At 69.6% G+C, this 24,187-nt stretch carries 33 protein-coding genes, 1 tRNA gene and 1 pseudogene; 20 read left to right on the top strand and 15 right to left on the bottom strand.

The window, feature by feature from the left end; all coding sequences use genetic code 11:
* Nucleotides 1-47: 47 nt before the first annotated feature.
* Nucleotides 48-611 (bottom strand): helix-turn-helix domain-containing protein, encoded by a 564-nt coding sequence (locus FMM06_RS09155; RefSeq protein WP_144236938.1) that lies wholly within the window; start codon nt 609-611, stop codon nt 48-50.
* Between the two features lie 95 nt (nt 612-706).
* Here FMM06_RS09155 and FMM06_RS09150 point away from each other — a divergent pair, with 95 nt between their 5' ends.
* Nucleotides 707-1,237 (top strand): DUF6456 domain-containing protein, encoded by a 531-nt coding sequence (locus FMM06_RS09150; protein WP_407925191.1) that lies wholly within the window; start codon nt 707-709, stop codon nt 1,235-1,237.
* Entirely contained in the window at nt 1,237-1,983 is a 747-nt protein-coding gene (locus FMM06_RS09145; RefSeq protein ID WP_144236937.1) for a hypothetical protein, read from the top strand. Before FMM06_RS09150 ends, FMM06_RS09145 begins: the two co-directional genes overlap by 1 nt.
* 278 nt (nt 1,984-2,261) lie before the next feature.
* Here the strand turns inward: FMM06_RS09145 and FMM06_RS09140 are convergent, their stop codons facing one another.
* The 8 genes from FMM06_RS09140 to panC form a co-directional block, all read right to left on the bottom strand.
* A complete protein-coding gene (locus FMM06_RS09140) occupies nt 2,262-2,510 on the bottom strand; it encodes a hypothetical protein (RefSeq protein ID WP_144236936.1) in 249 nt (82 codons plus the stop codon).
* A 141-nt stretch (nt 2,511-2,651) separates the two neighbouring features.
* Nucleotides 2,652-2,888, bottom strand: coding sequence for a DUF6894 family protein (locus tag FMM06_RS09135; protein ID WP_144236935.1), 237 nt, complete (start codon nt 2,886-2,888; stop codon nt 2,652-2,654).
* A gap of 100 nt (nt 2,889-2,988) precedes the next feature.
* A complete protein-coding gene (locus FMM06_RS09130) occupies nt 2,989-3,321 on the bottom strand; it encodes a hypothetical protein (protein WP_144236934.1) in 333 nt (110 codons plus the stop codon).
* A gap of 49 nt (nt 3,322-3,370) precedes the next feature.
* On the bottom strand, nt 3,371-4,030 hold the full coding sequence (locus FMM06_RS09125; RefSeq protein ID WP_144237169.1) for an aquaporin: 660 nt from the start codon (nt 4,028-4,030) through the stop codon (nt 3,371-3,373).
* 5 nt (nt 4,031-4,035) lie between these two features.
* On the bottom strand, nt 4,036-4,761 hold the full coding sequence (gene arsH, locus FMM06_RS09120) for an arsenical resistance protein ArsH (RefSeq protein ID WP_144236933.1): 726 nt from the start codon (nt 4,759-4,761) through the stop codon (nt 4,036-4,038).
* Nucleotides 4,758-5,087 (bottom strand): ArsR/SmtB family transcription factor, encoded by a 330-nt coding sequence (locus tag FMM06_RS09115; RefSeq protein ID WP_144236932.1) that lies wholly within the window; start codon nt 5,085-5,087, stop codon nt 4,758-4,760. Before FMM06_RS09115 ends, arsH begins: the two co-directional genes overlap by 4 nt.
* Before the next feature lie 38 nt (nt 5,088-5,125).
* The gene (locus tag FMM06_RS09110) at nt 5,126-5,326 is read right to left on the bottom strand and encodes a hypothetical protein (protein ID WP_144236931.1); all 201 of its coding nucleotides are present in this window, start codon (nt 5,324-5,326) and stop codon (nt 5,126-5,128) included.
* Between the two features lie 104 nt (nt 5,327-5,430).
* Nucleotides 5,431-6,285 (bottom strand): pantoate--beta-alanine ligase, encoded by an 855-nt coding sequence (gene panC, locus FMM06_RS09105; RefSeq protein WP_144236930.1) that lies wholly within the window; start codon nt 6,283-6,285, stop codon nt 5,431-5,433.
* Between the two features lie 237 nt (nt 6,286-6,522).
* Between panC and FMM06_RS09100 the strand changes: the two genes are divergently transcribed.
* From FMM06_RS09100 to FMM06_RS09070, 7 genes and pseudogenes are all read left to right on the top strand, one after another.
* Complete coding sequence (locus tag FMM06_RS09100) at nt 6,523-7,308, top strand: division plane positioning ATPase MipZ (RefSeq protein ID WP_144236929.1); 786 nt, start codon at nt 6,523-6,525, stop codon at nt 7,306-7,308.
* Nucleotides 7,305-7,712, top strand: coding sequence for a hypothetical protein (locus FMM06_RS09095; RefSeq protein ID WP_144236928.1), 408 nt, complete (start codon nt 7,305-7,307; stop codon nt 7,710-7,712). The genes FMM06_RS09100 and FMM06_RS09095 overlap by 4 nt, the downstream gene beginning before the upstream one ends.
* A gap of 10 nt (nt 7,713-7,722) precedes the next feature.
* Nucleotides 7,723-8,463: a YebC/PmpR family DNA-binding transcriptional regulator gene (locus tag FMM06_RS09090; RefSeq protein WP_144236927.1), complete on the top strand. Its 741-nt coding sequence runs from the start codon at nt 7,723-7,725 to the stop codon at nt 8,461-8,463.
* A gap of 164 nt (nt 8,464-8,627) precedes the next feature.
* A complete protein-coding gene (locus FMM06_RS09085; protein WP_235889185.1) occupies nt 8,628-9,125 on the top strand; it encodes an endonuclease domain-containing protein in 498 nt (165 codons plus the stop codon).
* Nucleotides 9,122-9,592: pseudogene (gene ruvC, locus FMM06_RS09080) on the top strand (crossover junction endodeoxyribonuclease RuvC); the annotation flags it as partial. The gene FMM06_RS09085 and the pseudogene ruvC, both read left to right, overlap by 4 nt.
* 152 nt (nt 9,593-9,744) lie before the next feature.
* Nucleotides 9,745-10,332: a Holliday junction branch migration protein RuvA gene (gene ruvA / locus FMM06_RS09075; protein WP_144236924.1), complete on the top strand. Its 588-nt coding sequence runs from the start codon at nt 9,745-9,747 to the stop codon at nt 10,330-10,332.
* Nucleotides 10,329-11,513 carry a Coenzyme F420 hydrogenase/dehydrogenase, beta subunit C-terminal domain gene (locus FMM06_RS09070; protein WP_235889184.1) on the top strand — a complete coding sequence of 395 codons (1,185 nt, stop codon included), beginning with the start codon at nt 10,329-10,331 and terminating at the stop codon, nt 11,511-11,513. Before ruvA ends, FMM06_RS09070 begins: the two co-directional genes overlap by 4 nt.
* Nucleotides 11,514-11,533: 20 nt before the next feature.
* On the opposite strand, the gene FMM06_RS09065 is transcribed toward FMM06_RS09070, so the two are convergent.
* Nucleotides 11,534-13,663 (bottom strand): prolyl oligopeptidase family serine peptidase, encoded by a 2,130-nt coding sequence (locus FMM06_RS09065; protein WP_144236923.1) that lies wholly within the window; start codon nt 13,661-13,663, stop codon nt 11,534-11,536.
* Nucleotides 13,664-13,770: 107 nt separating this feature from the next.
* On the bottom strand, nt 13,771-14,886 hold the full coding sequence (locus FMM06_RS09060) for a dipeptidase (protein ID WP_185965111.1): 1,116 nt from the start codon (nt 14,884-14,886) through the stop codon (nt 13,771-13,773).
* 120 nt (nt 14,887-15,006) lie between these two features.
* Here FMM06_RS09060 and FMM06_RS09055 point away from each other — a divergent pair, with 120 nt between their 5' ends.
* From FMM06_RS09055 to FMM06_RS16785, 4 genes are read left to right on the top strand one after another with little or no spacing between them, the layout of a single operon-like run.
* On the top strand, nt 15,007-15,447 hold the full coding sequence (locus FMM06_RS09055; protein ID WP_144236921.1) for a GFA family protein: 441 nt from the start codon (nt 15,007-15,009) through the stop codon (nt 15,445-15,447).
* Nucleotides 15,444-15,884 carry a GFA family protein gene (locus tag FMM06_RS09050; RefSeq protein WP_144236920.1) on the top strand — a complete coding sequence of 147 codons (441 nt, stop codon included), beginning with the start codon at nt 15,444-15,446 and terminating at the stop codon, nt 15,882-15,884. The genes FMM06_RS09055 and FMM06_RS09050 overlap by 4 nt, the downstream gene beginning before the upstream one ends.
* Nucleotides 15,881-16,630, top strand: coding sequence for an alpha/beta fold hydrolase (locus FMM06_RS09045; protein ID WP_144236919.1), 750 nt, complete (start codon nt 15,881-15,883; stop codon nt 16,628-16,630). Before FMM06_RS09050 ends, FMM06_RS09045 begins: the two co-directional genes overlap by 4 nt.
* Complete coding sequence (locus tag FMM06_RS16785; protein ID WP_185965110.1) at nt 16,627-16,797, top strand: hypothetical protein; 171 nt, start codon at nt 16,627-16,629, stop codon at nt 16,795-16,797. The genes FMM06_RS09045 and FMM06_RS16785 overlap by 4 nt, the downstream gene beginning before the upstream one ends.
* Before the next feature lie 119 nt (nt 16,798-16,916).
* On the opposite strand, the gene FMM06_RS09040 is transcribed toward FMM06_RS16785, so the two are convergent.
* From FMM06_RS09040 to FMM06_RS09030, 3 genes are all read right to left on the bottom strand, one after another.
* On the bottom strand, nt 16,917-17,318 hold the full coding sequence (locus FMM06_RS09040; protein ID WP_144236918.1) for a DUF3775 domain-containing protein: 402 nt from the start codon (nt 17,316-17,318) through the stop codon (nt 16,917-16,919).
* A 55-nt stretch (nt 17,319-17,373) separates the two neighbouring features.
* Nucleotides 17,374-18,336, bottom strand: a complete 963-nt coding sequence (locus FMM06_RS09035) for an NAD(P)H-dependent flavin oxidoreductase (RefSeq protein ID WP_144236917.1) — start codon at nt 18,334-18,336, stop codon at nt 17,374-17,376.
* 86 nt (nt 18,337-18,422) lie between these two features.
* Complete coding sequence (locus FMM06_RS09030) at nt 18,423-19,364, bottom strand: isoaspartyl peptidase/L-asparaginase family protein (RefSeq protein WP_144236916.1); 942 nt, start codon at nt 19,362-19,364, stop codon at nt 18,423-18,425.
* A gap of 70 nt (nt 19,365-19,434) precedes the next feature.
* Here FMM06_RS09030 and FMM06_RS09025 point away from each other — a divergent pair.
* From FMM06_RS09025 to FMM06_RS09015, 3 genes are all read left to right on the top strand, one after another.
* Nucleotides 19,435-19,508, top strand: a tRNA-Met gene (locus tag FMM06_RS09025).
* A gap of 22 nt (nt 19,509-19,530) precedes the next feature.
* Nucleotides 19,531-20,451, top strand: coding sequence for an isopenicillin N synthase family dioxygenase (locus tag FMM06_RS09020; RefSeq protein ID WP_144236915.1), 921 nt, complete (start codon nt 19,531-19,533; stop codon nt 20,449-20,451).
* Nucleotides 20,448-21,110, top strand: coding sequence for an MBL fold metallo-hydrolase (locus tag FMM06_RS09015; protein WP_144236914.1), 663 nt, complete (start codon nt 20,448-20,450; stop codon nt 21,108-21,110). The genes FMM06_RS09020 and FMM06_RS09015 overlap by 4 nt, the downstream gene beginning before the upstream one ends.
* Here FMM06_RS09015 and FMM06_RS09010 read toward each other — a convergent pair.
* Nucleotides 21,107-21,499, bottom strand: a complete 393-nt coding sequence (locus FMM06_RS09010) for an MAPEG family protein (protein WP_144236913.1) — start codon at nt 21,497-21,499, stop codon at nt 21,107-21,109. The two genes, FMM06_RS09015 and FMM06_RS09010, sit on opposite strands and share 4 nt — an antisense overlap.
* 98 nt (nt 21,500-21,597) lie before the next feature.
* Here FMM06_RS09010 and FMM06_RS09005 point away from each other — a divergent pair, with 98 nt between their 5' ends.
* From FMM06_RS09005 to FMM06_RS08990, 4 genes are all read left to right on the top strand, one after another.
* Nucleotides 21,598-21,780: a CsbD family protein gene (locus FMM06_RS09005; RefSeq protein WP_144236912.1), complete on the top strand. Its 183-nt coding sequence runs from the start codon at nt 21,598-21,600 to the stop codon at nt 21,778-21,780.
* A gap of 175 nt (nt 21,781-21,955) precedes the next feature.
* Nucleotides 21,956-22,135 (top strand): 50S ribosomal protein L32, encoded by a 180-nt coding sequence (gene rpmF / locus FMM06_RS09000; RefSeq protein WP_144236911.1) that lies wholly within the window; start codon nt 21,956-21,958, stop codon nt 22,133-22,135.
* Nucleotides 22,136-22,163: 28 nt separating this feature from the next.
* Entirely contained in the window at nt 22,164-23,216 is a 1,053-nt protein-coding gene (gene plsX / locus FMM06_RS08995) for a phosphate acyltransferase PlsX (protein WP_144236910.1), read from the top strand.
* The gene (locus tag FMM06_RS08990) at nt 23,213-24,184 is read left to right on the top strand and encodes a beta-ketoacyl-ACP synthase III (protein ID WP_144236909.1); all 972 of its coding nucleotides are present in this window, start codon (nt 23,213-23,215) and stop codon (nt 24,182-24,184) included. Before plsX ends, FMM06_RS08990 begins: the two co-directional genes overlap by 4 nt.
* Nucleotides 24,185-24,187 lie beyond the last annotated feature (3 nt).

Raw genomic sequence — 24,187 nt, 5'->3', positions numbered from 1 at the left:
TGTACGCGGGGCAGGGCGGGGGCGTCTGTAATCGGAACGACTATCCCTTACAGCGCGCGGATCAGCGTCCGTGCGACCGCGAGCCACTGGGCATCGCCGACGACGATCTGGCGGGCGCCGGGGTTGATCGGCAGGATCTGCAGCTTGGCGCCGTCGGCAGCCGCCAGGCGGCCGAAGACAAAGCGGCTGCCGCCGCGCGGGACCAGCACGTCGCGGTTGACCGCGCGGCCGAACTCGGTCGGGCCCAGCTTGTCGAGCCACAGCGCGTCGCCGGCGCGGTACTCGCCCGCGGCGACCTCGAAGCTGACGCCGACGGCTTCGCCGGCGGGGGCGGGCGCGAGCAATGTCGCGGCGCGCTTGGGGGCGACGGGACCTTCGGAGCCGTAGATTGCGCTGACCGGCACGTCGACGCGGTCGGGCAGGGTGACCAGCGTCGCGGCCTCGACGCCCAGCGCCGGCGCGATTCGGTTCAGCCAGCCCACCGACACGGTGCGCATGCCGGTCTCAAGGCGGCCAATGGTCTGCGCGGTCGTCGGCGGATCGCAGGCCATCGCGACCTCGTGCAGGGTCAAGCCCTTGGCTTTGCGGACTTCGCGGATGCGCGTGATCATGCGTTACAGCTCCAAAGAAACCGGTTCGGTTAAACCCTGTCCTATTTGGGTACGGGTGTGCAAGGGATTTGGTTCCCGAGTCGAAAGGACCGCCCATGCCCAGCCGCGCCGCCACCCGCCGCAAACCCGCCGCCGCCGCCACCGATGTCGCGGCCCCGCCGTCGGCCGGACGGGTGATGTCGCGGCGCAATTTGTTACCATCGGATCGCATCGATCGCCGTCAAGTTTCTGTTAACCTAAGTGAATCCCCTCTTTACTGGCTGGCCCGTCGCGGGCTGCTGTCGGCCATCCAGCTGGCAGCCGGGGTTCGGCTGCGCGAGGATTTTCACCGCGCCGGGCACACGCCGCAGGTCAGCATGCGGTGGAATGTCGCACCCCCCCAGCTCGGTCCGCGGGGTGCGCCGCCAGCCTATGACCCCGGACTTGCTGCACTTTCCGCGCGCGAGCGATTCGACGCGGCGGTCGCGGCGGCCGGCCCGGGCCTGTCCGACATCCTGTGGCGCGTCGTCTGCATGGGCGAGGGGCTGGAGAGTGCCGAACGCGCGCTGGCGTGGCCGGCGCGTGCCGCGAAGCTGGTGCTGGGCCTCGCGCTCGACCGCGTCGCGACCTTCTACGGGCTGAAGTGATGGGCGAGCTGAAGGGCAGCGCGCGGGCGTCGGATCCGGCGCTGAAGGACCGCTTCATCGCGCTGCTGGAGGGCGGCGCGCGGGTTGCCCCCGCGGCGCGCGACCTGGGCCTGTGCACCGCGCATTTCTATCAGGAGCGACGGCGCGACCCCGGCTTCGCGGCGCGCTGGAGCCGCGCGCTCCGCGCGACCCGGCCGTTCCGGGGACAGCCGGTGGCGTGGACGCGAGACCGGAAGGAGGCGTTTCTCGCGGCTTTCGCTGAAACCGGCAGCGCGAAGGCGGCCGCGCAGGCGATCGGCTCGTCGGTGGTGACGCCGTACGTCGTGCGCCGCCACGACGCGGACTTCGCCGCCGCCTGGGCGCTGGTCCGCCGCGACTTCGCCGAGCGTCTCAACGACACGCTGATCGAAGGGGCGCTCCACGGTTTCGAAGAAGTGACCGAGGCCGACGGCCGCGAGGTCCGCCGCACCCGCCGCGCCAACCCGCGCATGATGCTGAAGGTCATCGAGCGCATCGAGGCCGACCGCCGCTCGAACGGCGGCAGATGGGTCGAGATCACCGAGGAGTCGGTGGCCAGGGCGCGCGATAAATTGTTGCGCCGCCTCAACGACGGCGGGAGCCTGATCACCATGAGGGAAGCATGCGTCGCCGCCGGCCTGCTGCCCCCGCCGCCGCCGCCCGCCGCGATGCCGGTGCCCGAGCCCGAAGTCGCGGAGCGTGTACCCGGCCGGAGCCTATGGGAGTGAGGCCGGTGCTGCAGTTCGTCGCGCGAAACTGCCCTCCGGCCTGACCGAACCGGTCGACGCCGATAAACACTTTGACATTCAAATACTTCACGCCGACACGGTGTGGGCGCACCGACCGAAGATTAGGTTCCTACGGCTGCAGCGGACCCGCCTAAGGCGCGGCGTCAGCCTTTGCGTTTAGGCCAGAGAAGCCCTCGCCCTGACAGGGGGCGGGGACTTTTCTCGACGGTGCGGGCAGGTTGCGAGCGGCGCCGGGGTCGCAGCACCTCTCGCAAGACTTAGACTGCAGGCGCAATCTTCCTTTGCAACCGGCGTTCCTGCAGCAGATCGGCCCGAGCCTTGATCCTGGCAGCCACAAGCGGCCAAGCCGCGCGCTCGACGACGGCAAGGGCTTCGAGTTGATCCTGGTAGGCGTTCGCCATCGCATGATGAGCGCGGCGTACGATACGATGCTCTGTGGCATGAGCCAAAACCAGCTCTTCACGCTCGCGGCGAGTAAAATAGATCGAATCGGTTTCAAAGATCATCAAAGGCCCCCCGGCTACAGCGGGGGCAGCGACCCTCAATCGGTGACGCGCTGATTCAGAAGCGACCGATGCAGGCACCCTACGCTCATTTTGCCGCCGTGTCCCGACAAACATCAGCCTCAACGCGGTTGACGTTGCCAGTTACGGGTGGCCGACCCGCACGGCGAAGCTGACCGTCGCAAGCCGCTCACCACCTTCGTTCTCGATGTAGAGCTGGAGATCGACCGAGGTTGCGCCCTCGATGATCTCTTCCGCAACGATGTGACGCCCTGCGCCGATCGCGTATTGGCGGGCGTCTTCGAGGCCGTCGAAGTCCAGGCCCTCTGGATCTTCGATTGTTTGGGCGCCAAGGCTGGAATGGATAAAATAGGTTGCCATCCCCGCTTTCTACCCCGTTTCGGACCTTACAGGTTCGAACTTGCATCAGTCTGTCCGCATTGGCTTGTAAATCGCAACTTCGCGCGGCTTGATCGCCCGTTCAGGTCTGCCGCCGTTTGACCGACTTCTTCCACGTCAGCGCGTCGGGGCGCTTCAGCGTGTCGTCGGTCGCGGGGTCGTTGGTGATGCGCAGGGTCGGCCGCACCACCCTGCGCCGCGCGATGTAGCACGGCGTGCAGCGGAAGCGGCGCGGCACGTGCTTCAGCCGGTCGTCCCACCCGCGCTGCTCGAACAGCCACCACAAGGCGTAAGGGTCGAAGCCGCGCACCCGGCCGCAACCGGGGCAAGTCAGCTCGACGGTATAGCCGAGCAGCCCGGCATCATGGACGCGGTGCTGGTGGACCCAGGTATCGGGAAATTTGCGCTCGGGCATTGCGTGAGAACATAGAGGGAACGTTGGGCGATTCGATAGGGCCCGCGGGTCAGCGGCGGTCGTTCTCCGCGAACAGCCCTCGCGCCACCAGCGCCGCGAGCAGCGCGCCCGCCAGCTGTGCGGCGATGAACCCCGGTGCGTCGACGGGGCGGATGCCGGCGAAGCTGTCGGTCAGGGCGCGCGCCAGCGTGATCGCAGGGTTGGCGAAGCTCGTCGACGAGGTGAACCAGTAGCCTGCAGTGATCGCTGCGGCGACGGTGACCGGCACCCAGGCGGGGCGATGGCGCACCGTGCCGAGGATGGTCAGCACCAATGCGAAGGTCGCGACGCCCTCGCCGAGCCACTGGCCCGCGCCGGTCCGCTCCTTCACCCCGATCATCAGCGCGGGCAGGTCGAACATGACGTGCGCGGTCACCACGCCGAGCAGGCCGCCGCCGAGTTGCGCCGCGGTATAGGCGAGCGCGTCGAGCGGCTTGAGCTCGCCGCGCAGCGTCGCGACGAGGCTCACCGCGGGGTTCATGTGCGCCCCCGACACCGGCCCCAGGATGGTGATCAGCACGACGAGCATCGCCGCGGTCGCCAGCGTGTTGCCGAGCAGCGCGACCGCGTCGTTCCCGTCCGCCAGCCGCTCGGCCATGATGCCCGACCCGATCACGGTCGCGAACAGCAGCGCCGCCCCCAGCCCCTCGGCGAGCAGGCGGCGCGGCAGCGGGATCACGCGGTGGCTGCCTTCAGATGCGCGGCACCGGGGACGGGGCGGCCGGCGGACTTACGCTCCGAATAGCGGTCGGTCAGATAGGCGTCGTGGTCGCGGACCAGCAGGGTGAACTTGACCAGCTCCTCGCAGACATCGACGACGCGGTCGTACAGGGCCCCGGGCTTCATGCGGCCGGCGTCGTCGAACTCGGTATAGGCCTTGGGCACGCTCGACTGGTTGGGGATGGTGACCATGCGCATCCAGCGGCCGAGGATGCGCATCGCGTTGACCGCGTTGAACGACTGCGACCCGGCCGAGACCTGCATCACCGCGAGCGTCCGCCCCTGCGTCGGGCGCACCCCGCCTTCCTCCAGCGGCAGCCAGTCGATCTGCGACTTCAATATGCCGGTCAGCGTGCCGTGCCGCTCGGGCGACACCCAGACCTGCCCCTCCGACCAGAGCGACAGCGCGCGCAGCTCGGCGACCTTGGGATGGTCGGCGGGGCACGCCTCGACCTGCGGCAGGCCGAGCGGGTCGTAGACGCGCGTCTCGCACCCCATCCACTGCAGCAACCGCTCGGCCTCGAGCGCGAGCAGCTTCGAGTACGACCGCTCGCGCAACGACCCGTAGAGCAGCAGGATCCGCGGGGGATGCGCCGCCCCCGCCGTCAGCCCGAGGCGGGCGAGGTCGGGACGGTCGAGGAACTCGGGCGCGATGTTGGACAGGTCGAAGGGCGTGGTCATCCCGCACACGCCAAGGCCGGTATGCCGCCGCAGAGTTCGGGGCGGCCCTGGCAGCAATCCTCGATCAGATAGGCGAGCAGGTGGCGCACCGCGTCGATCTGGACCGCGTAGATGATCTGCCGGCTGCGCCGCTGGCCGTGCACGAGGCCGGCCTGTTCGAGGCGCGCGAGATGGCTGGACAGCGTCGAGGCGGGGACACCGGTGATCTCACCCAGCGCACCCGCGGGCAGGCCGTTCGGCCCGGCGACGACGAGCGCGCGGAACGCCTGTAGCCGCGTCGCGTGGCCGAGTGCCTGCAGGACTTCGACGGTCTTCGACTCTTCCATAGGAGTCGAATAAACGAAATGAGTGTCGGACGCCAGCGCTATGCGGCGTCGGCGTGAAGCTCCCGGGCGAACCACACGGGGCGCAGCGGTGCCGGCTCGATGGCCGACAGCGGGTAGCTATAGTCGGCGCAGCGGCGGGCGGCTTCGTGGTGGCGGCGCGCTACGGCGTCGCTGCCTGCCTTGGTCGCCATGTCGAGGTGATACGCCTCGCGGGCAACGCGATATTCGATTTCGGACACGCCGGGCATGAAAAGCTTCTCGGGACTGTTGGGGGGAAATAGCGCGCGGTGCCAACCGCTTACACGCCAGCCACAATAGTTTCGATTTCGAAAGGTTCCGCGGCTCAGCGCAGCGCGACCGCCACATTGTCGATCAGGCGCGTCTTTCCCAGCCACGCGGCAGCGAGCAGGCGGGCGGGTTGTCCGGGCACGGGATCCCCGAGCGTCGCGGCGTCGGCGAGGGTGATATAGTCGATGGGGTCGAACCCCGCGGCGGTCAGCGCGGCGTGCGCGGCGGCGAGGGTTTCGGGCGCGGCGGCTCCGGCGGCGAGGGCGGCGGCGGCGGTGTTAAGCGCGGCGGGCAGGGCGGTCGCGGCGGCCCGTTCGGACGCGCTCAGATAGGCGTTGCGCGAACTCAGCGCGAGGCCGTCGGCGGCGCGGACGATGGGGTGGCCGATGATGCGCGTCTCGAGGTTCAGGTCGGCGGCGAGGCGGCGTATGACGCACAATTGCTGCCAGTCCTTCTCGCCGAACCACGCGGCGTGCGCGCGCGCCATGGTCAGCAGCTTGGTGACCACCGTCGCGACGCCGTCGAAATGGCCGGGGCGGGCGGCGCCGTCGAGGACGTCCGACAGGCCGGCGACGCGGACGTTCGTGGCGAAGCCCGCGGGGTAGACCTCGGCCGGGGCAGGCGCGAACAGCAGGTCGCAGCCGACGTGAGCGAGGGCGGCGGCGTCGCCCGCCTCGTCGCGGGGGTAGCGGTCGAGGTCCTCGTTCGCGCCGAACTGCTTCGGGTTGACGAAGATCGTCGCGACGGTGCGCGCCGGCGTGGCCTTCGCTGCGGTTACGAGCGCGAGGTGGCCGGCGTGGAGCGCGCCCATTGTCGGCACGAGGGCGATCTGCTCACCGGCGGCGCGCCATGGGGCGAGGCGGGCGCGGAGGTCGGCGACGGTGCGGACGATGGGGAGGGGGTGGGTCATGGGGGCTTCTTGCCCCCCGGTTTCGAGCGCCGTCAACAAGCGCGGCAAGCGCCGCGCACCCACCCCTAGCCCCTCCCTGAAGAGGGAGGGGGACCCCCGCGTCCTTTCTTCCCCCCTCCCTCTTCAGGGAGGGGCCGGGGGTGGGTGCTCGCGCCTTCGCGAGCGCGTCCTCCGCAAAAAAACTGGACTTACCCGCCCCCCTGCCCGAAACCGCGCGCACATGACGGGACATAGCGAATGACGGCGGGGGCTGGCCGGGCGCACATCATCGTGCTCGGCAATGAAAAGGGCGGGTCGGGCAAGTCGACGACTGCGGTGCATGTCGCGGTCGCGCTGGCGCACGCGGGGTTCAGCGTCGGCGCGGTCGACCTCGACGCGCGCCAGGCGACGGTGGCGCGCTATCTGGAGAACCGCGCGAACTTCGCGAAGAAGTCGGGCATCGAGCTGCCGTCGCCGCAGGTCGCGGTGATCAAGGACGGCGAGGGCGACGTCGACGCGCTGACCGACCAGCTGCTCGAATGGCGCGGGCTCGATTTCGTCGTCGTCGACACGCCGGGCCGCGATTCGCCGATGGCGCGCGCGGCGCTCAGCAAGGCCGACACGCTGATCACGCCGATGAACGACAGTTTCGTCGACTTCGACCTGATCGGGCAAGTCGACCCCGACACCTTCAAGGTCAAGCGGCCGAGCTTCTACAGCGAACTCATCTGGGACGCCCGCAAGGCGCGCGGGCGGGTCGACGGCGGCACGGTCGACTGGGTGGTGCTCAGGAACCGCCTGTCGAGCCTCGACGCGCGCAACATGCGGCGCATGGCGTCGGCGCTCGCCGAACTGTCGAAGCGCGTCGGTTTCCGCGTCGCGCCGGGGCTTTCGGAGCGCGTGATCTTCCGCGAGCTGTTCCCGCGCGGGCTGACCCTGCTCGACGTCGGCGCGCTCGAGGATTTCAGCCTCAGCCATGTCGCGGCGCGTGCCGAGCTGCGCGCGCTGGTCGGGGCGCTCAAGCTGCCGGGGTGGGCCGAGTGATCCTCGCGGCTATCGCCGTGCTGGGGCTGGCGTGGTGGCTGCATTCGAAGGGCGAGCTGATGCCCGCGCTCAAGCGCTGGGGTGCGGTGGCCGCACTCGCGCTGCTCGCGGCGCGCTTTCTGGAAACCGGGCGCTGGCCGCTGGCGCTGGCGGCGGCGGGCGCGGCGGCGTGGTGGTGGTACGCGGCGCGCGACCGGACTCGCGAAGTCGGCTCGACCCGCGAGGCGCTGACCGTGCTCGGCCTGACCGGCGACCCGGGCCCGGCCGAAATCCACGCCGCGTGGCGCCGCGCGCTGGCGACCGCCCACCCCGATGCCGGCGGCTCCGACGCCGCGACGCAGCGCGCCACCGCGGCGCGCGACCTGCTCCTCGCGGAGTTGGCAAACCGCCCGCCTTCGCGCTAGGACGCGCACCATGGCAGGCCATTCCAAATTCAAGAACATCATGCACCGCAAGGGTGCGCAGGACCGCAAGCGCGCGGCCGCATTCTCGAAGCTCAGCCGCGAGATCACCGTCGCGGCGAAGGCGGGCATCCCCGACCCGGCGATGAACGCGCGGCTGCGCGCCGCCGTGCTCGCGGCGCGTGCGGGCGGCATGCCCAAGGACAATATCGAGCGCTCGATCAGCAAGGCCGCCGGCAGCGAGGGCGAGACCTATGAGGAGATCCGCTACGAAGGCTTCGGCCCCGGCGGTGTCAGCCTGATCATCGAGACGCTGACCGACAACCGCAACCGCACCGCGACCAACGTGCGCACCATCGTCGCCAAGAACGGCGGCAATTTGGGCGCCAGCGGATCGGTCAGCCACGCCTTCGACCGGCTGGGCCGTATCGTCTATCCGGCGAAGGCCGGCACCGCCGACGCGGTGTTCGAAGCCGCGCTCGACGCCGGTGCCGAGGACTGCCAGTCGAGCGAGGACGGCCACGAGATCTGGACCGCGCTCGACGAGCTGCACAATGTCGTCAAGGCACTCGAAGCGGTGCTGGGCGAAGGCGACGGCGGCAAGCTGGCATGGCGCGCGCAGACCCCGGTGACCGTCGGCGAGGGTGACGCGGGGACATTGTTCAAGCTGATCGACGCGCTGGAGGACGACGACGACGTCCAGGTCGTATGGGACAACAGCGACGTGCCCGAGGACGTGCTGGCGAAGCTGTGACAAACCCTCCCCTTCAGGGGAGGGTCGGAGAGATGCGCGGAACGCGCGGCCCCGGGGTGGGGGAGGGGGACTTTCGGTATGAGCATGTCGCCCGCACCTCGCTCGTTCCCCACCCCCGGGCCGGCTTCGCCGTCTCTCGCCCCTCCCCTGAAGGGGAGGGGTGGGTGACGCGACTGGACCCGCGCCTCGCTACTTTTGCGCGCGACATGCGCACCGCGCAGACGCCCCCCGAGCGCGCCTTGTGGCAGCGCCTGCGAAACTCGAAGCTCGGCGGGTATAAATTCCGGCGGCAGGCCGTGTTGGAGCCGTGGATCGCGGATTTCTTCTGTCCGGCAAAGGGGCTGATCGTCGAACTCGACGGGGACACGCATGAGGCCGAACGCGATGCGCGGCGGGATGCAGACTTGCTGGCGCGCGGCTTCACGACGCTGCGGTTCGGGAATCAGTCGATCGGGCGTAATTTGGATGGAGTGACGACGACCATTCTCGCGAAGCTCGAGGCGCTGCCGGATCGGTGGCAAAACCCTCCCCTTCAGGGGAGGGTCGGAGAGACGCGCGGAACGCGCGGCCCCGGGGTGGGGGGACTCGGAGCGCAGAGTGGGCCCCACCCCCGGGCCGGCTTCGCCGTCTCTCGCCCCTCCCCTGAAGGGGAGGGGTGGTGATTGTTATCGGCCTTGATCCGGGGTTGCAGACCAGCGGCTGGGGCATCATCGAGGCCAAGGGCAACCGGTTGCGGCACATTGCCAACGGGCGCGTGTGCAGCCGGGCGAGCGATGCGCTGAGCGTCCGGCTGGTGGCGCTGCACGACGGGCTTGACGCGGTGATCCGCGCGCATACCCCGCACGCTGCGGCGGTCGAGGAAACGTTCGTCAATTCCAACCCGCAGTCGACATTGAAGCTGGGGCAGGCGCGCGGGGTCGTGATGCTGGTCGCGGCGCGCGCCGGGCTGCCGGTCGCCGAATATGCGACGACCTTCGTCAAGAAGGCGATCGTCGGCACGGGCGGGGCCGACAAGCGCCAGGTGCGGGCGATGGTCGAGCGGCTGCTGCCGGGCTGCTCGATCGACGGCGAGGATGCGGCGGACGCGCTCGCAGTGGCGATCTGCCATGCGCACATGGCGGGATCGGCGGCGTCGCGCGGGGAGCAACCCTCCCCTTCAGGGGAGGGTCGGAGAGACGCGCGAAGCGCGGCCCCGGGGTGGGGTTTTGCGCGCGGGCCGGAGCCCCACCCCCGGGCCGGCTTCGCCGTCTCTCGCCCCTCCCCTGAAGGGGAGGGGTAAGCATGATCGCGCGGCTGAAGGGCACCGTCGACGCGATCGGCACCGATACGTGCGTCGTCGACGTCAACGGCGTCGGTTATCTCGTCCATGCCAGCGCGCGGACATTGGGCAGCCTCGGCGGCGAGGCGGTGCTGCATATCGAGACGCAGGTGCGCGAGGATGCGATCCAGCTGTTCGGATTTACCACCGGCGAGGAGCGCGACTGGTTCCGCCTGCTGCTGTCGGTGCAGGGTGTCGGCGGGCGGGTGGCGCTGGCGATCCTGTCGGTGCTGACCCCGTCCGAGCTGCAGCACGCGGTCGCCGCCAAGGACACTGCGAGCGTCGCGCGCGCCAACGGTGTGGGCCCGAAGCTCGCGGCGCGCATCGTGCTCGAACTCAAGGACCGCGCGGGGTCGCTGCCCGCGGGTGCGGTGGTCGCGCCGGTGTCAGCACCCGGTCGCGGGGCGGTCGCCGATGCGCTGTCGGCGCTCGCCAACCTGGGCTTCCGGCCGATGGACGCCAGCCGCGCGGTGGCGGAAGCCGTGGCCGAGGTCGGCGACAGCGACGCGGGCGCGCTGATCCGCGTCGCGTTGAAGAAGAGCGCGCGTTGATCCTGCGTGACGCAGCCCCGCGCGATCTGTGCACCGATTGCGGCATCTCGCGCACCGCGACGCCCAAGGACTGCGGCACCGCGTGCCAGTTCATCAAGCCCGATTACGCGAACCTCGAAACCCGCGTGCATGGCCGGGCGCGCGACCCCGAGCGGCCCGACGAGCTGTTCTTCGGGCCTTTCAAGGCGATGTATCGCGCGCGGCTGAACCCCGCATCGCCCGGCGCGCAATGGACTGGCATCACCTCGCGCATCGCCGAGCGGCTGCTCGAGACTGGCGCGGTCGACGCGGTGCTGACGATGGCGCCCGACCCCGACGACCGCTGGAAGCCGGTGCCCGTGCTGGTCACCAGGGCGGAAGGGATGGCGGCGGTACGCGGCATGCGGATGGGGTACGCGCCGCTGCTCGCGATGCTCGAACCCGCGGCGGCGGCGGGGCACAGGCGGCTCGCGGTGATCGGCATCCCGTGTCAGGTCCATGCGCTGCGCGCGCTCGAGGCGAAGCTGGGCTTCGAGCGGCTATACGTGATCGGCACGCCGTGCTCGGACAACACCACGACGGTGCGCTTCCACGAGTTTCTCGCGCTGCTGGCTGACGACCCGGCGACGATCACCTACCTCGAGTTCTGCGCCGATTATCATGTCGAGCTGCGCTTCGTCGGGGGCGCGGTAAAGCGCATTCCCTTCCTGATGCTGCCGCTGTCGACGCTGCCGCCCGACTTCTTTCCGCTGACCTGCCGGACCTGCGTCGATTATTCGAACGTCCTCGCGGATGTGACGGTCGGCTATATGGCGGGCGAGGGCGACCAGTGGCTGATCGTCCGCAACGAACGCGGGCAGGAGCTGATCGACCTGCTCGGCGCCGAGCTGGTGACCAGGCCCTTGGGCAGCAAGGGCAAGCGCGCGGGCGCGGTGAAGGGCTATATCGCCAACGTCGAGCGCGCCGCGGGCGGCCTGCCGCTGCAGAAGATGCCCGACTGGGTCCGGCCGATCGTCGCGTGGCTGATGCCTCGCACCGGCCCCCGCGGCCTCGAATTCGCCCGCACCCGGCTCGAGATGAAGGCCGCCGAGACGATCATCCACCTGCGCCGCGAACGCCCCCGCCGGGTCAAGTCGATGGTCCCCCCGCACATCTGGGCGCTTGTCGAGAAATACGGGATCGTGCGCGGGGCGGGGGAGTAGCGAAAGCCTCCCCCTCGCCTTCAGTCCACCAGCTTCTTGTGCAGGTAGGTCATCGTCAGCGCGCGCGTGTGGGCTGCCTGCTTGAGATCGGCGCCGCTGCCGTGGCCGCCTTCGGTGTTCTCGTAGAAGTAGAAGGGCAGGCCCATTTCCTCCATGCGCGCGGCGAACTTGCGTGCGTGCTGGGGGCCGGTGCGGTCGTCCTTGCTCGTCGTGAAGATGTACGGTTCGGGGTAGCGCACGCCCTTCTTGAGGTTGTGGTACGGCGAGGTCTTCAGCCAGAAGGCGCGCACTGCCGGGTCGGCGTTGACGTCGCCGTACTCGCCCTGCCACGACGCGCCCGCGGCGATCTTGGAGATGCGCAGCATGTCGAGCAGCGGCACGTCGATGACGACGGCGGTCCACAGGTCGGGCTGCTGGATCATCTGCACGCCGGTCAGCAGCCCGCCGTTCGATCCGCCCTGGATGCCGAGGCGCCGCGGGCTGGTCACCTTGGTGGCGATCAGGTCGCGCGCCACGCTGGCGAAGTCGTCGTAGATGATCTGCCGCTTGGTCAGCAGCCCGGCCTCGTGCCACGCCGGGCCGAACTCGCCGCCGCCGCGGATGTTGGCGAGGACGTACGCCCCGCCGCGCTCCAGCCACAGCTTGCCCAGCTCTGGCGAATAGCTCGGCGTCCGGCTGACCTGGAAGCCCCCATAGGCCGACAACAGCGTCGGCGTCGTGCCGTCGCGCTTGATGTCCTTCTTGTGGACGATGAAATACGGGATTTTGGTGCCGTCGGTTGAGGTTGCGGACCGCTGCTCGACGACCAGCCCGGCGGCGTCGAACTTCGCGGGCAGCGTCTTGAGCGTGTCGACCTTGCCGGCGGCGGCATCGGCGATCAGCAGCGACGAGGGGGTCAGGAAGCCGCTGACGTTCAGGAAGCTGAGGTTCGAATTATCGTCCGCCGAGCCGAAGCCGACCGCCAGATTGTCGGGCAGGTCGAGCGTCGTCGTCGTCCAGCCGCCGTTCGCCGCCGGGCGCAGCACCAGCGCGCGGCCGCGCACATTGTCGAGGGTCGACAGCAGCAGCAGGTCCTTGCTGGAACGCACGCTGTTGAGCGCGTCGCGCGGCCCGGGCTGCCACACCAGGCTGGGCTTGAGCGCGCCCGGCGTCGCCAGCACCGCGTCGAGGTCGAGCGCCACCACCGAACCGGCGCGGAAGGTCGCGCCGCCGCTCGTCATGGTTTCGTCGAGGCTGACGATCACCCGGCCGTCAACCATCGCGACGATGTCGGCCTTCGACGGGATCGCCAGCCGCTCGACGCCGCGCGGGGTCAGGACCCAGGTTTCGTGATGGAAGGTGTCGAGCGGGCGCACGACGAAGAACAGGCTGCGGCCCTTGCCGTCGCGGACGCTGCCCGGGCTGACGCCGTAGCCGCCGTCGGTCTTGCCGCCGCGATACACCTCGACCGCGTCGGCGAGCGCCTGGCCGCGCGCCAGTCGCTTGACGATATAGGGATAGCCCGACGGCGTCAGGTCGCCCGGGGTCCATTCGCTGGCAACGAGCAGATGATTCTCGTCCTGCCATTCGATGCGGTGCTTGCCGCGCGGCAGGTTGAAGCCGCCGGCGACGAACTTGCCCGTGTCGAGATCGAACTCGCGCACCACGACGGCGTCCTCGCCGCCATCGGACAGCGAGACGACGCACAGGCGTTCGGCGGGACGCAGGCAGTCGACGTCCTTGAACACCCAGCTCTTGCCCTCGGCCTTGCCGAGCGCGTCGATGTCGAGCACCGTCGTCCACGCCGGGCTGGCGGTGCGATAGCTGTCGAGCGTCGTCTTGCGCCAGATGCCGCGCAGGTGATCGGCATCCTGCCAGAAATTATAGATCGCGCCGTTGAGGAAACTCGGCTGCGGGATCCGGTCCTTGGCCCCGCCCAGCGCCAGCGCCTCCTCGTACAGCGTCTTGTAGCGCGGATCGGCGGTCAGCCGCTGTTCGGTGACGGCATTGTGCTCCTTGACCCACGCCATGGCGCGCGGCGAGGACGCTTCCTCCAGCCAGATATAGGGGTCGGCGGGCAGCGGCGTCATTGCGGGCGCCCCGTGTGCACCGGCGAGCGGTACCGCCGCGGCAAGCAGAGTGGTGGCGGCGACGACATTCTTGCTGATCATGAAAGCCCTTGGGTGGGAGCGCATCGCGCCTGTGCCGGCAGACTAGTCGACGCGGCGACGGCGGCACAAGTCCCTGCAAGGACTGGGCGACCGGACCGCTATCGACTCTAGCCCCATACCTCGCCGTACAGGCGCAGCAGGTTCGCCCCCAGGATCTTCTCGATCCGCGCGCTGCTCCATCCGGCGTTCGACAATGCGTCGGCGAACAGGCGGAAGCGGAGGTGCGAGTCGAGGTCGGGGATGATCGTGAAGATGTCGGGCCCTTCGCCCGGGGCGGCGTAGCCCGCGGCGCTGCGGCTGGCATAGGCCTCTGCCTGGCGCTTGCGCGCGGCGGCGTCGATCACCGTCTTCGACAGGATGCCGTCGGTGCCGATGCCGACATGGTCCTCGCCGCACACGTTCACCGCGTGGTTGAGGTGGCGGATCAGGTCGGCCGCCATCGGCTTCCCGCCGGCGACGAGGAACGGCATCCAGTAGATGCCGACGACGCCGCCCTTCGCCGCGACGGCCTTCAGGCTGGCATCGCCGACGTTGCGCGGGTGGTCGTGGAGGGCGCGGCAGCCGGTGTGGCTGATCGTCGGCGGGCGCTTGGCGTGGGCGATGGCGTCGGCGATCGTCCGCGCGCCGCCGTGCGACAGGTCGAGCAGCAGCTTCGCCGCCTCGATCCGCTCGATGGTGGTGCGGCCGAGCTTCGACAGGCCCGCGTCGGCCGCTTCGAGCGCACCGTCGCCGCTCAGGTTGCGCAGATTATAGGTCAGCTGGACGACGCGGATGCCGAGGCCCGCCATCGTGTCGATGCGGTCGAGCGTCGGGCCGACCATCGCGGTGTCCTGCGTGCCGTAGATGAACGCCATGCGGCGCGCGGCCTTGGCGGCGCGGATGTCGCCCGCCGTGCGCGCGACGCTGAGCACCTGCGGATTGGCGGCGACGAGCCGGTTGAAGAAGGCGATGCTGGCGACCGTCGATTCCCACCCGCCGGGCGTGTTGCCGACCTCGCCGATCGTCTGCTGCACGGCGGTGAGGCCGCTGGCGCGCAGCTCCTCGACCGCACGGACGCTGAGGTTGAAGCCGTCGCTCTCCTTGCCGTCGGGGTCGTTGAAGGCGCCGAGACCGTCGATGACGATGGCGGTGTCGTAGGCCCTGGGGTCGAACGGCGCGGCGAACGCCGCGCTCGCGGTCAGGCCGGCCGCGCCCGCCAGGATTTGCCGCCGTGTCGTGATCATCATCGCTCCCCGTTTCTGGCAGGGCATGTCGCCGTTTCATAACGGCGGGGCAACCGTCTTCGCGGTCCGGGTTCGAAAACGCTCGCTTTGTCGGCTAGGTGACCGCGAGGAGACCGGCGGATGATCGAGGGCGGGTGCCAGTGCGGGGCGGTGCGCTACCGGGTGAGCGCCGCGGACCTGAAGGTCTATGCGTGCCACTGCCGCGAATGCCAGCGCCAGTCGGGAAGCGCCTTTGCGCTGTCGGCACCGGTGCGGAGCGCCGACTTCGCGCTGACCGGCGACGTCGGCGTGTGGTCGCGCGGCACGGCCAGCGGGGCGCGTACGGCGTGCAGCTTCTGCGCGGCATGCGGCACGCGCATCCATCACCAGTCGAGCGCCGCGCCCGAGTGGCTGACTCTCAAGCCCGGGACGCTCGACGACACGTCGGGCCTCTTCGCGCGAGCGCATATCTGGACGGCGCACCGCCAGCCGTGGGTAATTCTTGACCCGGCGGTGGAGGCGTTCGAGACGCAGCCGGCCGATCTGCCGGCGTGGCGGCGGCGGTTCGTGGAGGCGGGATGATCGAGATCGAAGGCGGGTGCCAGTGCGGGGCTGTGCGCTATGCGGGCACGCTCGACACCGACGAGGCCTATTTCTGCCATTGCCGCATGTGCCAGCGCGCCACCGGTGGGGTCGCGGCGGCGCTGGTCAACGCGCGGCGGGATGCGGTCACCTGGTCGGGGCGGCCGCGCGACCTGTACCGCTCTTCGCCGTTCGCGCATCGCGGACATTGCGCATTGTGCGGGACGCCGCTGACCTTCGAATACGACGCGGGGTCCGACATGCTCGACTTGACTGTGGGATCGCTCGACGAGCCTGGTCTGGTGCGGCTCGCCAGCCATTTCGGCGTCGAGAGCTGGGTGCCCGGCTGGATCCACGACGACACCCTGCCGCACCTGCGGACCGACGAGCATCCGCCGCTGGTCGAGCGTTGGGCGGCGGTGCATAAGGCCGAATGACCGACCGCTTCACCTTCCCCAGCTTCGACGGCGTGGAATTGAGCTGGCAGGAAGTCGGTGCCGGCCGGCCCGTCGTGCTGCTCCACGGCCTGTTCTCGACCGGCGACACCAACTGGACGAAGTTCGGCCAGGCGAAGCAGCTGGCGGACGCGGGGTTTCGCGTCATCCTGCCCGACCTGCGCGGCCACGGGCAGAGCGGCGCGCCGCACGATGCCGCGGCCTATCCGCCCGACGTGCTGGCAATGGATGCCGCGGCATTAGTCGCGCACCTCGGGCTGACCGATTACGACCTCGGCGGCTATTCGCTCGGCGGGCGGACGACGATGCGCTGCCTGGTGCGGGGGATGACGCCGCGCCGCGCCGTGGTCGCGGGCATGGGGCTGACCGGCATCATCGAGATCGGCAAGCGCACCGACTGGTTCCTGAACGTCATCGCCAACGCCGACAGCTTCGAACGCGGGTCGAACGGCTGGACCGCGGTGCAGTTCATGCGGACCAACAAGGTCGACGGCGAAGCGGTCGCGCACGTGCTGCGCTCGCAGATCGTCACGACGGCGGCGGAGGTTGCGGCGGTGCAGACGCCGGTGCTGGTGCTGTGCGGGGCCGAGGACCAGGACAACGGGTCGGCGCCCGACCTCGCGGACGCCTTGCCGCACGGCACTTATGTCGAGATGCCGGGCACCCATATGAGCGCCGTCGTCGGGCCCGCAATGGGTGCGGCCATACTGGAGTATCTGAGCGCATGAACCGTCAACCGCGCGCTGCCGGGGGCTGCCTGCTGGCGGCGCTGACCATCGTCGGGGCGCTCGCGGGCATTGCCGTGGGGCAGGCGACCGCCGGGCTGCTGGGCGGGTTCGCCGCGGGCGTGGTCGCGGCAATCGCGGTCGCGTTGTGGGATGCGAAGCGGCCTTAACAGTCGTCATCCCCGCGAAGGCGGGGACCCAAAGTCACCGGGCTCGGATGAAGCAGCGCTGACCCCTTGGCAGAAATTGTGACCTTGGGTCCCCGCCTTCGCGGGGATGACGATTTAGTTCAGACCACCTGGCCCTGGCCGTCGCAGCTCAGCTCAAACGCCGCCAGCCCCGCCTCGAGGTACGCCGCCAGCATCGGCAGATCGAGGAGATAGTCGGCGGTGTCGTCGACCTCGTCGGCGGCCGTGCTGATCGCGTCGTCCCACTCGGTCGCGTCGTAGGTGCCGCGGCCGACCCAGGCGAGGGCAATGAGTTCGGCCTGCTCGTCGTCGGCCAGGTCGTCGATGATCGCGCGCAGCTCTTCCTCGGTCGGATTGTCGCCGTCGTCCTCGAGTTCGCCGACCGCGCCGTCGTCGCTCGCGTTCGAGCCGTCGTCGGGGTCGGTGTCGGGGATCAGCGCCTCGAACTCACGGGCGCGCAGCACAATGCGGCAGACGGTGTCGAGGGGGATGGTCAGTTCCACAGGGCGTTCCTTCGCGAATATGCGGCGGCAACGATGGCGGTTGTTCTGTGTTCCCTCAGGCGGCGCGAGCGACTTGGGTCGACAGGCCGAGACGCGCGCGCGCCTCCTCATACTCGCGGCGCAGCTTGGCGACGAAGCCCGCGGCACCCTGCACCTCGGTGATCGCGCCGATGCCCTGGCCGCAGCCCCAGATGTCCTTCCATGCCTTGGCGTCCGAGTTGCCGCCCGAGCCGAAGTTCATCGTGCTGACGTCGCCCGTCGCCAGATTGTCCGGGTCCATGCCCGCCGCGACGATGCTGGGGCGCAAATAATTGCCGTGCACGCCGGTGAACAGGTTCGAATAGACGATGTCGGATGCGCCCGACTCGACGATCATCGCCTTGTAGCGGTCGTCGGCGCGCGCCTCGGTCGTCGCGATGAACGCCGAGCCGATATAGGCGAAGTCCGCCCCCATCGCGAGCGCCGCGAGCACCGCGCCGCCGCTCGCGATCGATCCCGACAAGGCCAGCGGCCCGTCGAACCACGCGCGGATTTCCTGGATCAGCGCGAAGGGCGAGATCGTGCCGGCATGTCCGCCGGCCCCAGCGGCGACCGCGATCAAGCCGTCGGCGCCCTTCTCGATCGCCTTGCGCGCGAAGCGGTCGTTGATGATGTCGTGGAGCACGATGCCGCCGTACGAGTGCACCGCGGCGTTGACGTCCTCGCGTGCGCCGAGCGAGGTGATGACCACGGGCACCTTGTGCTTGACGACGAGGGCGAGGTCCTCCTCCAGCCGCGCGGTCGTCTTGTGGACGATCAGATTGACCGCGAAGGGCGCGTCCTGCGGCGTGAGTTCCTCACCCAGCCGCGTCAGCCACTCGTCGAGCTGCTCGATCGGCCGCGCATTGAGGCTGGGGAAGCTGCCGATGACGCCCGCCTTGCACTGCGCGATGACGAGGTCGGGGTTGGAGATGATGAACAAGGGCGACCCGATGACCGGGATCGACAGGCGGTTCGCGAAACTGGCGGGCATGGACATGCGTGCTCTCCCCGAGGCGTTACGGCTGTGCATCGCGGAGGTTGACGGGTGCGTCAACCTTCCAGTTCAAGCTCCGAACGATGGGCTCAGGCTTCGTCCCCGTAAACCGCGATCACCGCCGCTGCTTCGGCCCCGACGCGCCCCCGGAACATGCCCGGCGTGTTGAACGACCAGCCCATGCTGCCGTCCGCGCCGACGACGATCACGCCGCCGTCGCCGCCCATTGCCTTCAGCTCTTCCTGCAGCAGGAGGTCGGCGGCCTGCTGGATGGTCTCGCCGAGCATTCGGACGCGGGCGCAGATCTCGTGGCTCACGCCGGCGCGGATGAAATATTCGCCCGAACCGGTCGCCGATACTGCGCCGGCGCGGTCGTCGGCGTAGGTGCCGGCGCCGATCAGCGGGGAGTCGCCGATGCGGCCCCAGCGCTTGCCGGTCAGGCCCCCGGTCGAGGTCGCTGCCGCGACATGGCCGTGGCTGTCGCGTGCTACCGCGCCGACGGTGCCGTATTTGAGGTTCTTGTCAAACAGCGGCTCGCCGCGCGCATGGGCGGCCTTCATCGCCTGCAGCGCGGCCCAGCGTTCCTCGGTGCGGAAATAGCCGGGGTCGACCTGGGGCAGGCCCTGCTCGAGGGCGAACACGTCGGCGCCGTCGCGTGCCAGCAGGACGTGGGGGGAGTGCGCCATCACCGCGCGCGCCAGGGTGACCGGGTTCCGGGTGCGCGTCACGCCCGCTACCGACCCCGCGGCGCGGTCGCGGCCGTCCATGATCGCGGCATCGAGCTCGGTGCGCCCCTCGGCGGTGAACACCGCGCCGCGGCCCGAATTGAAGATCGGGTTGTCCTCGAGCGCGCGCACCGCCGCCTCGACCGCGTCGAGCGCGCTGCCGCCCGCCGCGAGGGGTGCCGACCCCGCCGCGAGCGCCTCGCCGAGCCCGGCGCGGAACGCCGCGTCCTGCTCGGGGCTGAGCGACGCGCGCGTGAAGACGCCCGATCCGCCGTGGACGACGAGCGACCAGTTGCTGCTTTCCATGCCCGCCCGGTTAGACTGGCGTTGACGCAGCGCCAACCCCAAGACTATATCGCCGCCCTCGCGCCGGTGCGGCGGGGTAGCTCAGCTGGTTAGAGCACGGGAATCATAATCCTGGGGTCGGGGGTTCAAGTCCCTCTCCCGCTACCGCACCCGATCTGGAGGCCTCGTGCCAGGCATAGCCGACATCCGCCCGATCTCGCTTAGCCTCGTCGACAGCGATCTCGACGCCGCAGCCGCCGCGTTCGGCGATGCGTTCGCGCGCACCGGTTTCGCGGTCGTCGCCGATCACGGGGTCGACCAGGCGATCATCGACCGCGCGCTGGCCGCCGCGAAGGCGCTGTTCGCGCTGCCCGAGGAGGTCAAGCGCGCCTATGTCGTGGCGGGGCAGGGCGGCGCGCGCGGCCTGACGCCGTTCGGCATCGAGACTGCCAAGGACGCGAACGTCTCCGACCTCAAGGAGTTCTGGCATGTCGGGCGCGAGCTGCCCGCCGGCCACGTGTTCCGCGCGTTCATGCAGCCCAACGTCTGGCCCGCCGAAGTGCCCGAGTTCGAGGGTGCGGTGCTGGCGCTGTACGACGCGCTCGACTTCGCCGGGCGGCGGGTGCTGCGCGCCATCGCGGTGCACCTGGCTCTCGCCCCCGACTTCTTCGACGACACGGTGCGCGACGGCAATTCGGTGCTCCGCCTGCTGCACTATCCGCCGATCGGGGCGGACGCGCCGGGCATCCGCGCCGGGGCGCACGAGGACATCAACGTCATCACCTTGCTGCTCGGCGCCGAGGAGGCGGGGTTGCAGCTGCTGACCCGCGACGGCGAGTGGCGCGACATCGACGCCCCGGCGGGGACTTTGGTGTGCAACATCGGCGACATGCTCGACCGGCTGACCGGCGGGCGCCTGCCCTCGACGACGCACCGGGTGGTCAATCCGGCCCCCGAGCGGCGCGGCCATGCGCGCTATTCGACGCCGTACTTCCTGCACTTCCGGCCCGATTACCTGATCGAGACGCTTCCCGGCGAACGGCCCGCGGCGCCGATCACCGCGCACGACTTCCTGTTGCAGCGCCTGCGCGAGATCAAACTGCTGTGACCGACCGGCCGCTCAATGCCGTCATCGTGCCGGTGACGCCGCTCCAGCAGAACTGCACGCTCCTGTGGTGCACGAAGACGATGAAGGGTGCCTTCGTCGATCCCGGCGGCGACCTCGACCGGCTGCTCGGCGTCGCGGCGCAGCACAAGGTGACCATCGAGAAGCTGCTCGTCACCCACGGCCATATCGACCATTGCGGGCTGACGGGGACGCTGCGCGACCGGCTCGGCGTGCCGATCGAGGGGCCGCACGCCGACGACAAGTTCTGGATCGACATGGCGCCCGCGGTCGGCGCGCAATACGGCATCGCGGGCGCGACGGCGTTCACGCCCGATCGCTGGCTGGTGCAGGGCGACACGGTGACCGTCGGCGAGCTTGTGCTCGACGTCCATCACTGCCCCGGCCACACGCCCGGACACGTGATCTTCCACCATGCGCCGTCGAACCTGGCAATCGTCGGCGACGTGCTGTTCCAGGGGTCGATCGGGCGCACCGATTTTCCGATGGGCAATCACGCCGACCTGATCAACGCGATCACCACCCGGCTATGGCCGCTCGGCGGGCAGACGGCGTTCATCCCCGGGCACGGCGCGATGTCGACCTTCGCGCAGGAGCGGCGCTCGAACGCCTTCGTTGCGGACAGTGTGCTCGCTGCCTAGAGGCCGTGCAGGCGCGCCGAGATGATCAGCGCCCAGACGCTCGTGCTGATCAGGATGATGAAGGTCGTCAGCGTGCCGACGACCCGCCACGGGTTCGGCGCCGGCAGCCCCATCCCGGCCGCCTGCGCGATGCGCCCCAGCACCAGCGCAATACCCATGATGCCGAGGATGTAGCGGTCGCCGTCGAAGCTCTCGATCAGGCCCATCAGGATCAGGATGATCGGCACGTACTCGGCGAAATTGGCGTGCGCGCGGATGCGCGACAGCAGCAGCGGGTTGCCGCCGTCGCCGAGCGACACCTTGGCACTGCCGCGCACCACGATGACGCGGACGCTGAGCGCCATGAGGACCAGCCCGCACAGGCCGGCCGTGGTGATGGTGACGATCATGTGTGTTCCCCCCGTTCGGTCGTGGTCCCGGTTTACCCCGTGCAACCTTCGGGCGTCCACCTCGTTAACCTGGAGTAACTTCACGAAGGAGTGTTGTCATGGACGAAGATCGCATCGAAGGCGCCGCCAAGAATGTCGGCGGCAAGATCAAGGAAGGCTTTGGCAAGCTGGTCGGCGACACCAAGATCGAGACCGAAGGCAAGGCCGACCAGGTCGAGGGCAAGGTCCAGAACACCTGGGGCGGAGCCAAGGACGCGCTTCGCGACAAAGACGCTGCCTAAACTCACCGCATGATTGAGCCGCCGTCCCCCATAACCGGGGGGCGGCGGCTTTTCATATTGCGTTCGGCGCGCAAATCCTTATGGTCCGCGCTTCACAAACAGCCGGGGTACGCGCCGGCCGCACGTTGCGGCCGCTCAGGCGCTTGCCCCTCATGATGAAGATGACAGGTGCCGGATGGCCGTTCCGAAACGCAAGACCTCGCCTTCGCGCCGCAACATGCGCCGCAGCCACCACGCGCTGAGCGCGTCGCCGTTCCAGGATTGCCCGAACTGCGGCGAGCTCAAGGCCCCGCACAACCTGTGCAACGCCTGCGGCCACTACAACGGGCGCGAGATCGTCGCCGTCGAGGCTTGATTTCGACCGGCGTGACGGGGGCAACGGCATGACCGCACGCCCCGTGATCGCGCTGGATGCGATGGGCGGTGACAGCGGACCGGCGGCAGTAATCGCCGGTGCCGAGCTTGCCCGCGAACGCTATCCCAAGCTGCTCTTCCGCTTCTATGGCGACGAGACCGCGATCCGCGCCGAACTGGCGCGTGCGCCGCGCGTCGGCGCCGAAGCGGTCGTCGTCCATACCGCGACGCAGGTGCTGGGCACCGACAAGCCGAGCCAGGTCATCCGGCGCGGCCGCGGCACGTCGATGGGCCTGGCGATCGAGGCGGTGAAGGCCGGCGAGGCGCAGGCGCTCGTGTCGGCCGGCAATACCGGCGCGCTGATGTCGATGGCGTACCTCGCGCTGCGCACGATGGAGGGCATCAACCGCCCGGCGCTCGCGGCGCTGTTGCCGACGCTCAAGAATGATTCGGTCGTCCTCGACCTCGGCGCCAACGTCGAGTGCGATGCCGAAAATTTGATCCAGTTCGCCGTCATGGGCGCCGCCTTCGCGCGCGTCGTGCTGGGCGTCGAGCGGCCGCGGGTCGCGCTGCTCAACATCGGCGAGGAGGAGCTGAAAGGCACCGAAGAGCTGAAGGAAGCGGCGATGCTGCTCCGCGCCGTCGACCTGCCGATGCGCTTCGAAGGTTTCGTCGAGGGCGACAAGATCGGCCAGGGCAATGTCGACGTGATCGTCACCGACGGCTTCTCGGGCAATATCGCGCTGAAGACCGCCGAGGGGACGGGCAAGCTCGTCACCGGGCTGCTGGCCGAAGCCTTCAAGACGTCGTGGCTGACGCGGCTCGGCTATCTGCTCTCGCGTGGGGCGCTCCGCGCGCTCCGCGCGCACCTCGATCCCAACGCCCACAACGGCGCGGTGCTGCTCGGCCTCAACGGCATCGTCGTGAAGAGCCATGGCGGCGCGTCGGTGCGCGGTATCGCCAATGCGATCGGCGTCGCGCACGACCTGGTCGTCGCCGACGTGGCGCGCAAGATCTCGGACGATCTCGCGAACTTTCACGCGCACCGGCCCGCTGCGGTCGACCTGACGAGCGCCAAGTGAGGCGCGCGCGGATTATCGGCACCGGCAGTTACCTGCCCGACCGCATCCTGACCAACGCCGAACTCGCGGCGCAGGTCGACACCAGCGACGAATGGATCATCGAGCGCACCGGCATCCGCCAGCGCCACATCGCCGCCGACGGCGAACTGACTTCCGACCTCGCGGTTGCCGCCGCCAACCGCGCGCTCGCAATGGCCGGCCTGACGCCCGACGACATCGACCTGATCGTCGTCGCCACCGCGACCGCCGACCAGACCTTCCCGTCGTGCGCGACGGTCGTGCAGCACAAGCTGGGCATGCGCCACGGCGTGGCGTTCGACGTCGCGGCGGTGTGTTCGGGCTTCCTCTATGCGCTCAGCGTCGCCGACGCGATGCTGGTGACGGGAGCGGCGAACAGCGCGCTGGTGATCGGCGCGGAGACCTTCTCGCGCCTGCTCGACTGGGAGGACCGCGCGACCTGCGTGCTGTTCGGCGACGGCGCAGGCGCGATCGTGCTGCGCGTCGAGGAGGGGGCGGGGACCTCCGCCGACCGCGGCATCCTCGCGCATCGCCTGCATTCGGACGGCAAGTACAACGACCTGCTCTACGTCGACGGCGGCCCGGGCTCGACGGGCACCGTCGGCAAGCTGCGGATGAAGGGCAAGGAGGTGTTCCGCCATGCGGTCACCAACCTCGCGTCGGTGATGACCGAGACGCTCGGCGCCGCCGGTCTCGCCGCCGACGATGTCGCGTGGGTGATCCCGCACCAGGCGAACCTGCGCATCCTCGAGGGTACGGCGAAGAAGCTGCATTTGCCGATCGAGCGCGTCGTCGTCACCGTCGACGCCCATGCCAACACGTCCGCTGCGTCGGTGCCGCTGGCGCTCGACACCGCGGTGCGCGACGGGCGTATCAAACCGTACGATTTATTGCTATTGGAAGCGATGGGCGGCGGCTTCACCTGGGGGGCAGCAGCGGTTCGCTGGTAGGTG

Source organism: Glacieibacterium frigidum, from assembly GCF_007097155.1.
Taxonomy (GTDB): domain Bacteria; phylum Pseudomonadota; class Alphaproteobacteria; order Sphingomonadales; family Sphingomonadaceae; genus Glacieibacterium; species Glacieibacterium frigidum.
The sequence above is the reverse complement of the archived record's forward strand: the minus strand, read 5'-3'. Positions and strand labels throughout refer to the sequence as shown.

What these genes read in the sequence shown, in the direction of transcription:
- FMM06_RS09010 (WP_144236913.1), bottom strand. Translation starts at nt 21,499, where the DNA reads ATGATCGTCACCATCACCACGGCCGGCCTGTGCGGGCTGGTCCTCATG.
- FMM06_RS09050 (WP_144236920.1), top strand. Translation starts at nt 15,444, where the DNA reads ATGATCGAGATCGAAGGCGGGTGCCAGTGCGGGGCTGTGCGCTATGCG.
- FMM06_RS09140 (WP_144236936.1), bottom strand. Translation starts at nt 2,510, where the DNA reads ATGATCTTTGAAACCGATTCGATCTATTTTACTCGCCGCGAGCGTGAA.
- FMM06_RS09035 (WP_144236917.1), bottom strand. Translation starts at nt 18,336, where the DNA reads ATGTCCATGCCCGCCAGTTTCGCGAACCGCCTGTCGATCCCGGTCATC.
- rpmF (WP_144236911.1), top strand. Translation starts at nt 21,956, where the DNA reads ATGGCCGTTCCGAAACGCAAGACCTCGCCTTCGCGCCGCAACATGCGC.
- FMM06_RS09030 (WP_144236916.1), bottom strand. Translation starts at nt 19,364, where the DNA reads ATGGAAAGCAGCAACTGGTCGCTCGTCGTCCACGGCGGATCGGGCGTC.
- plsX (WP_144236910.1), top strand. Translation starts at nt 22,164, where the DNA reads ATGACCGCACGCCCCGTGATCGCGCTGGATGCGATGGGCGGTGACAGC.
- FMM06_RS09090 (WP_144236927.1), top strand. Translation starts at nt 7,723, where the DNA reads ATGGCAGGCCATTCCAAATTCAAGAACATCATGCACCGCAAGGGTGCG.
- FMM06_RS09150 (WP_407925191.1), top strand. Translation starts at nt 707, where the DNA reads ATGCCCAGCCGCGCCGCCACCCGCCGCAAACCCGCCGCCGCCGCCACC.
- panC (WP_144236930.1), bottom strand. Translation starts at nt 6,285, where the DNA reads ATGACCCACCCCCTCCCCATCGTCCGCACCGTCGCCGACCTCCGCGCC.
- FMM06_RS09155 (WP_144236938.1), bottom strand. Translation starts at nt 611, where the DNA reads ATGATCACGCGCATCCGCGAAGTCCGCAAAGCCAAGGGCTTGACCCTG.
- FMM06_RS16785 (WP_185965110.1), top strand. Translation starts at nt 16,627, where the DNA reads ATGAACCGTCAACCGCGCGCTGCCGGGGGCTGCCTGCTGGCGGCGCTG.
- FMM06_RS09005 (WP_144236912.1), top strand. Translation starts at nt 21,598, where the DNA reads ATGGACGAAGATCGCATCGAAGGCGCCGCCAAGAATGTCGGCGGCAAG.
- FMM06_RS09065 (WP_144236923.1), bottom strand. Translation starts at nt 13,663, where the DNA reads ATGATCAGCAAGAATGTCGTCGCCGCCACCACTCTGCTTGCCGCGGCG.
- FMM06_RS09115 (WP_144236932.1), bottom strand. Translation starts at nt 5,087, where the DNA reads ATGGAAGAGTCGAAGACCGTCGAAGTCCTGCAGGCACTCGGCCACGCG.
- ruvA (WP_144236924.1), top strand. Translation starts at nt 9,745, where the DNA reads ATGATCGCGCGGCTGAAGGGCACCGTCGACGCGATCGGCACCGATACG.
- arsH (WP_144236933.1), bottom strand. Translation starts at nt 4,761, where the DNA reads ATGACCACGCCCTTCGACCTGTCCAACATCGCGCCCGAGTTCCTCGAC.
- FMM06_RS09130 (WP_144236934.1), bottom strand. Translation starts at nt 3,321, where the DNA reads ATGCCCGAGCGCAAATTTCCCGATACCTGGGTCCACCAGCACCGCGTC.
- FMM06_RS09055 (WP_144236921.1), top strand. Translation starts at nt 15,007, where the DNA reads ATGATCGAGGGCGGGTGCCAGTGCGGGGCGGTGCGCTACCGGGTGAGC.
- FMM06_RS09100 (WP_144236929.1), top strand. Translation starts at nt 6,523, where the DNA reads ATGACGGCGGGGGCTGGCCGGGCGCACATCATCGTGCTCGGCAATGAA.
- FMM06_RS09145 (WP_144236937.1), top strand. Translation starts at nt 1,237, where the DNA reads ATGGGCGAGCTGAAGGGCAGCGCGCGGGCGTCGGATCCGGCGCTGAAG.
- FMM06_RS09045 (WP_144236919.1), top strand. Translation starts at nt 15,881, where the DNA reads ATGACCGACCGCTTCACCTTCCCCAGCTTCGACGGCGTGGAATTGAGC.
- FMM06_RS09135 (WP_144236935.1), bottom strand. Translation starts at nt 2,888, where the DNA reads ATGGCAACCTATTTTATCCATTCCAGCCTTGGCGCCCAAACAATCGAA.
- FMM06_RS09060 (WP_185965111.1), bottom strand. Translation starts at nt 14,886, where the DNA reads ATGATCACGACACGGCGGCAAATCCTGGCGGGCGCGGCCGGCCTGACC.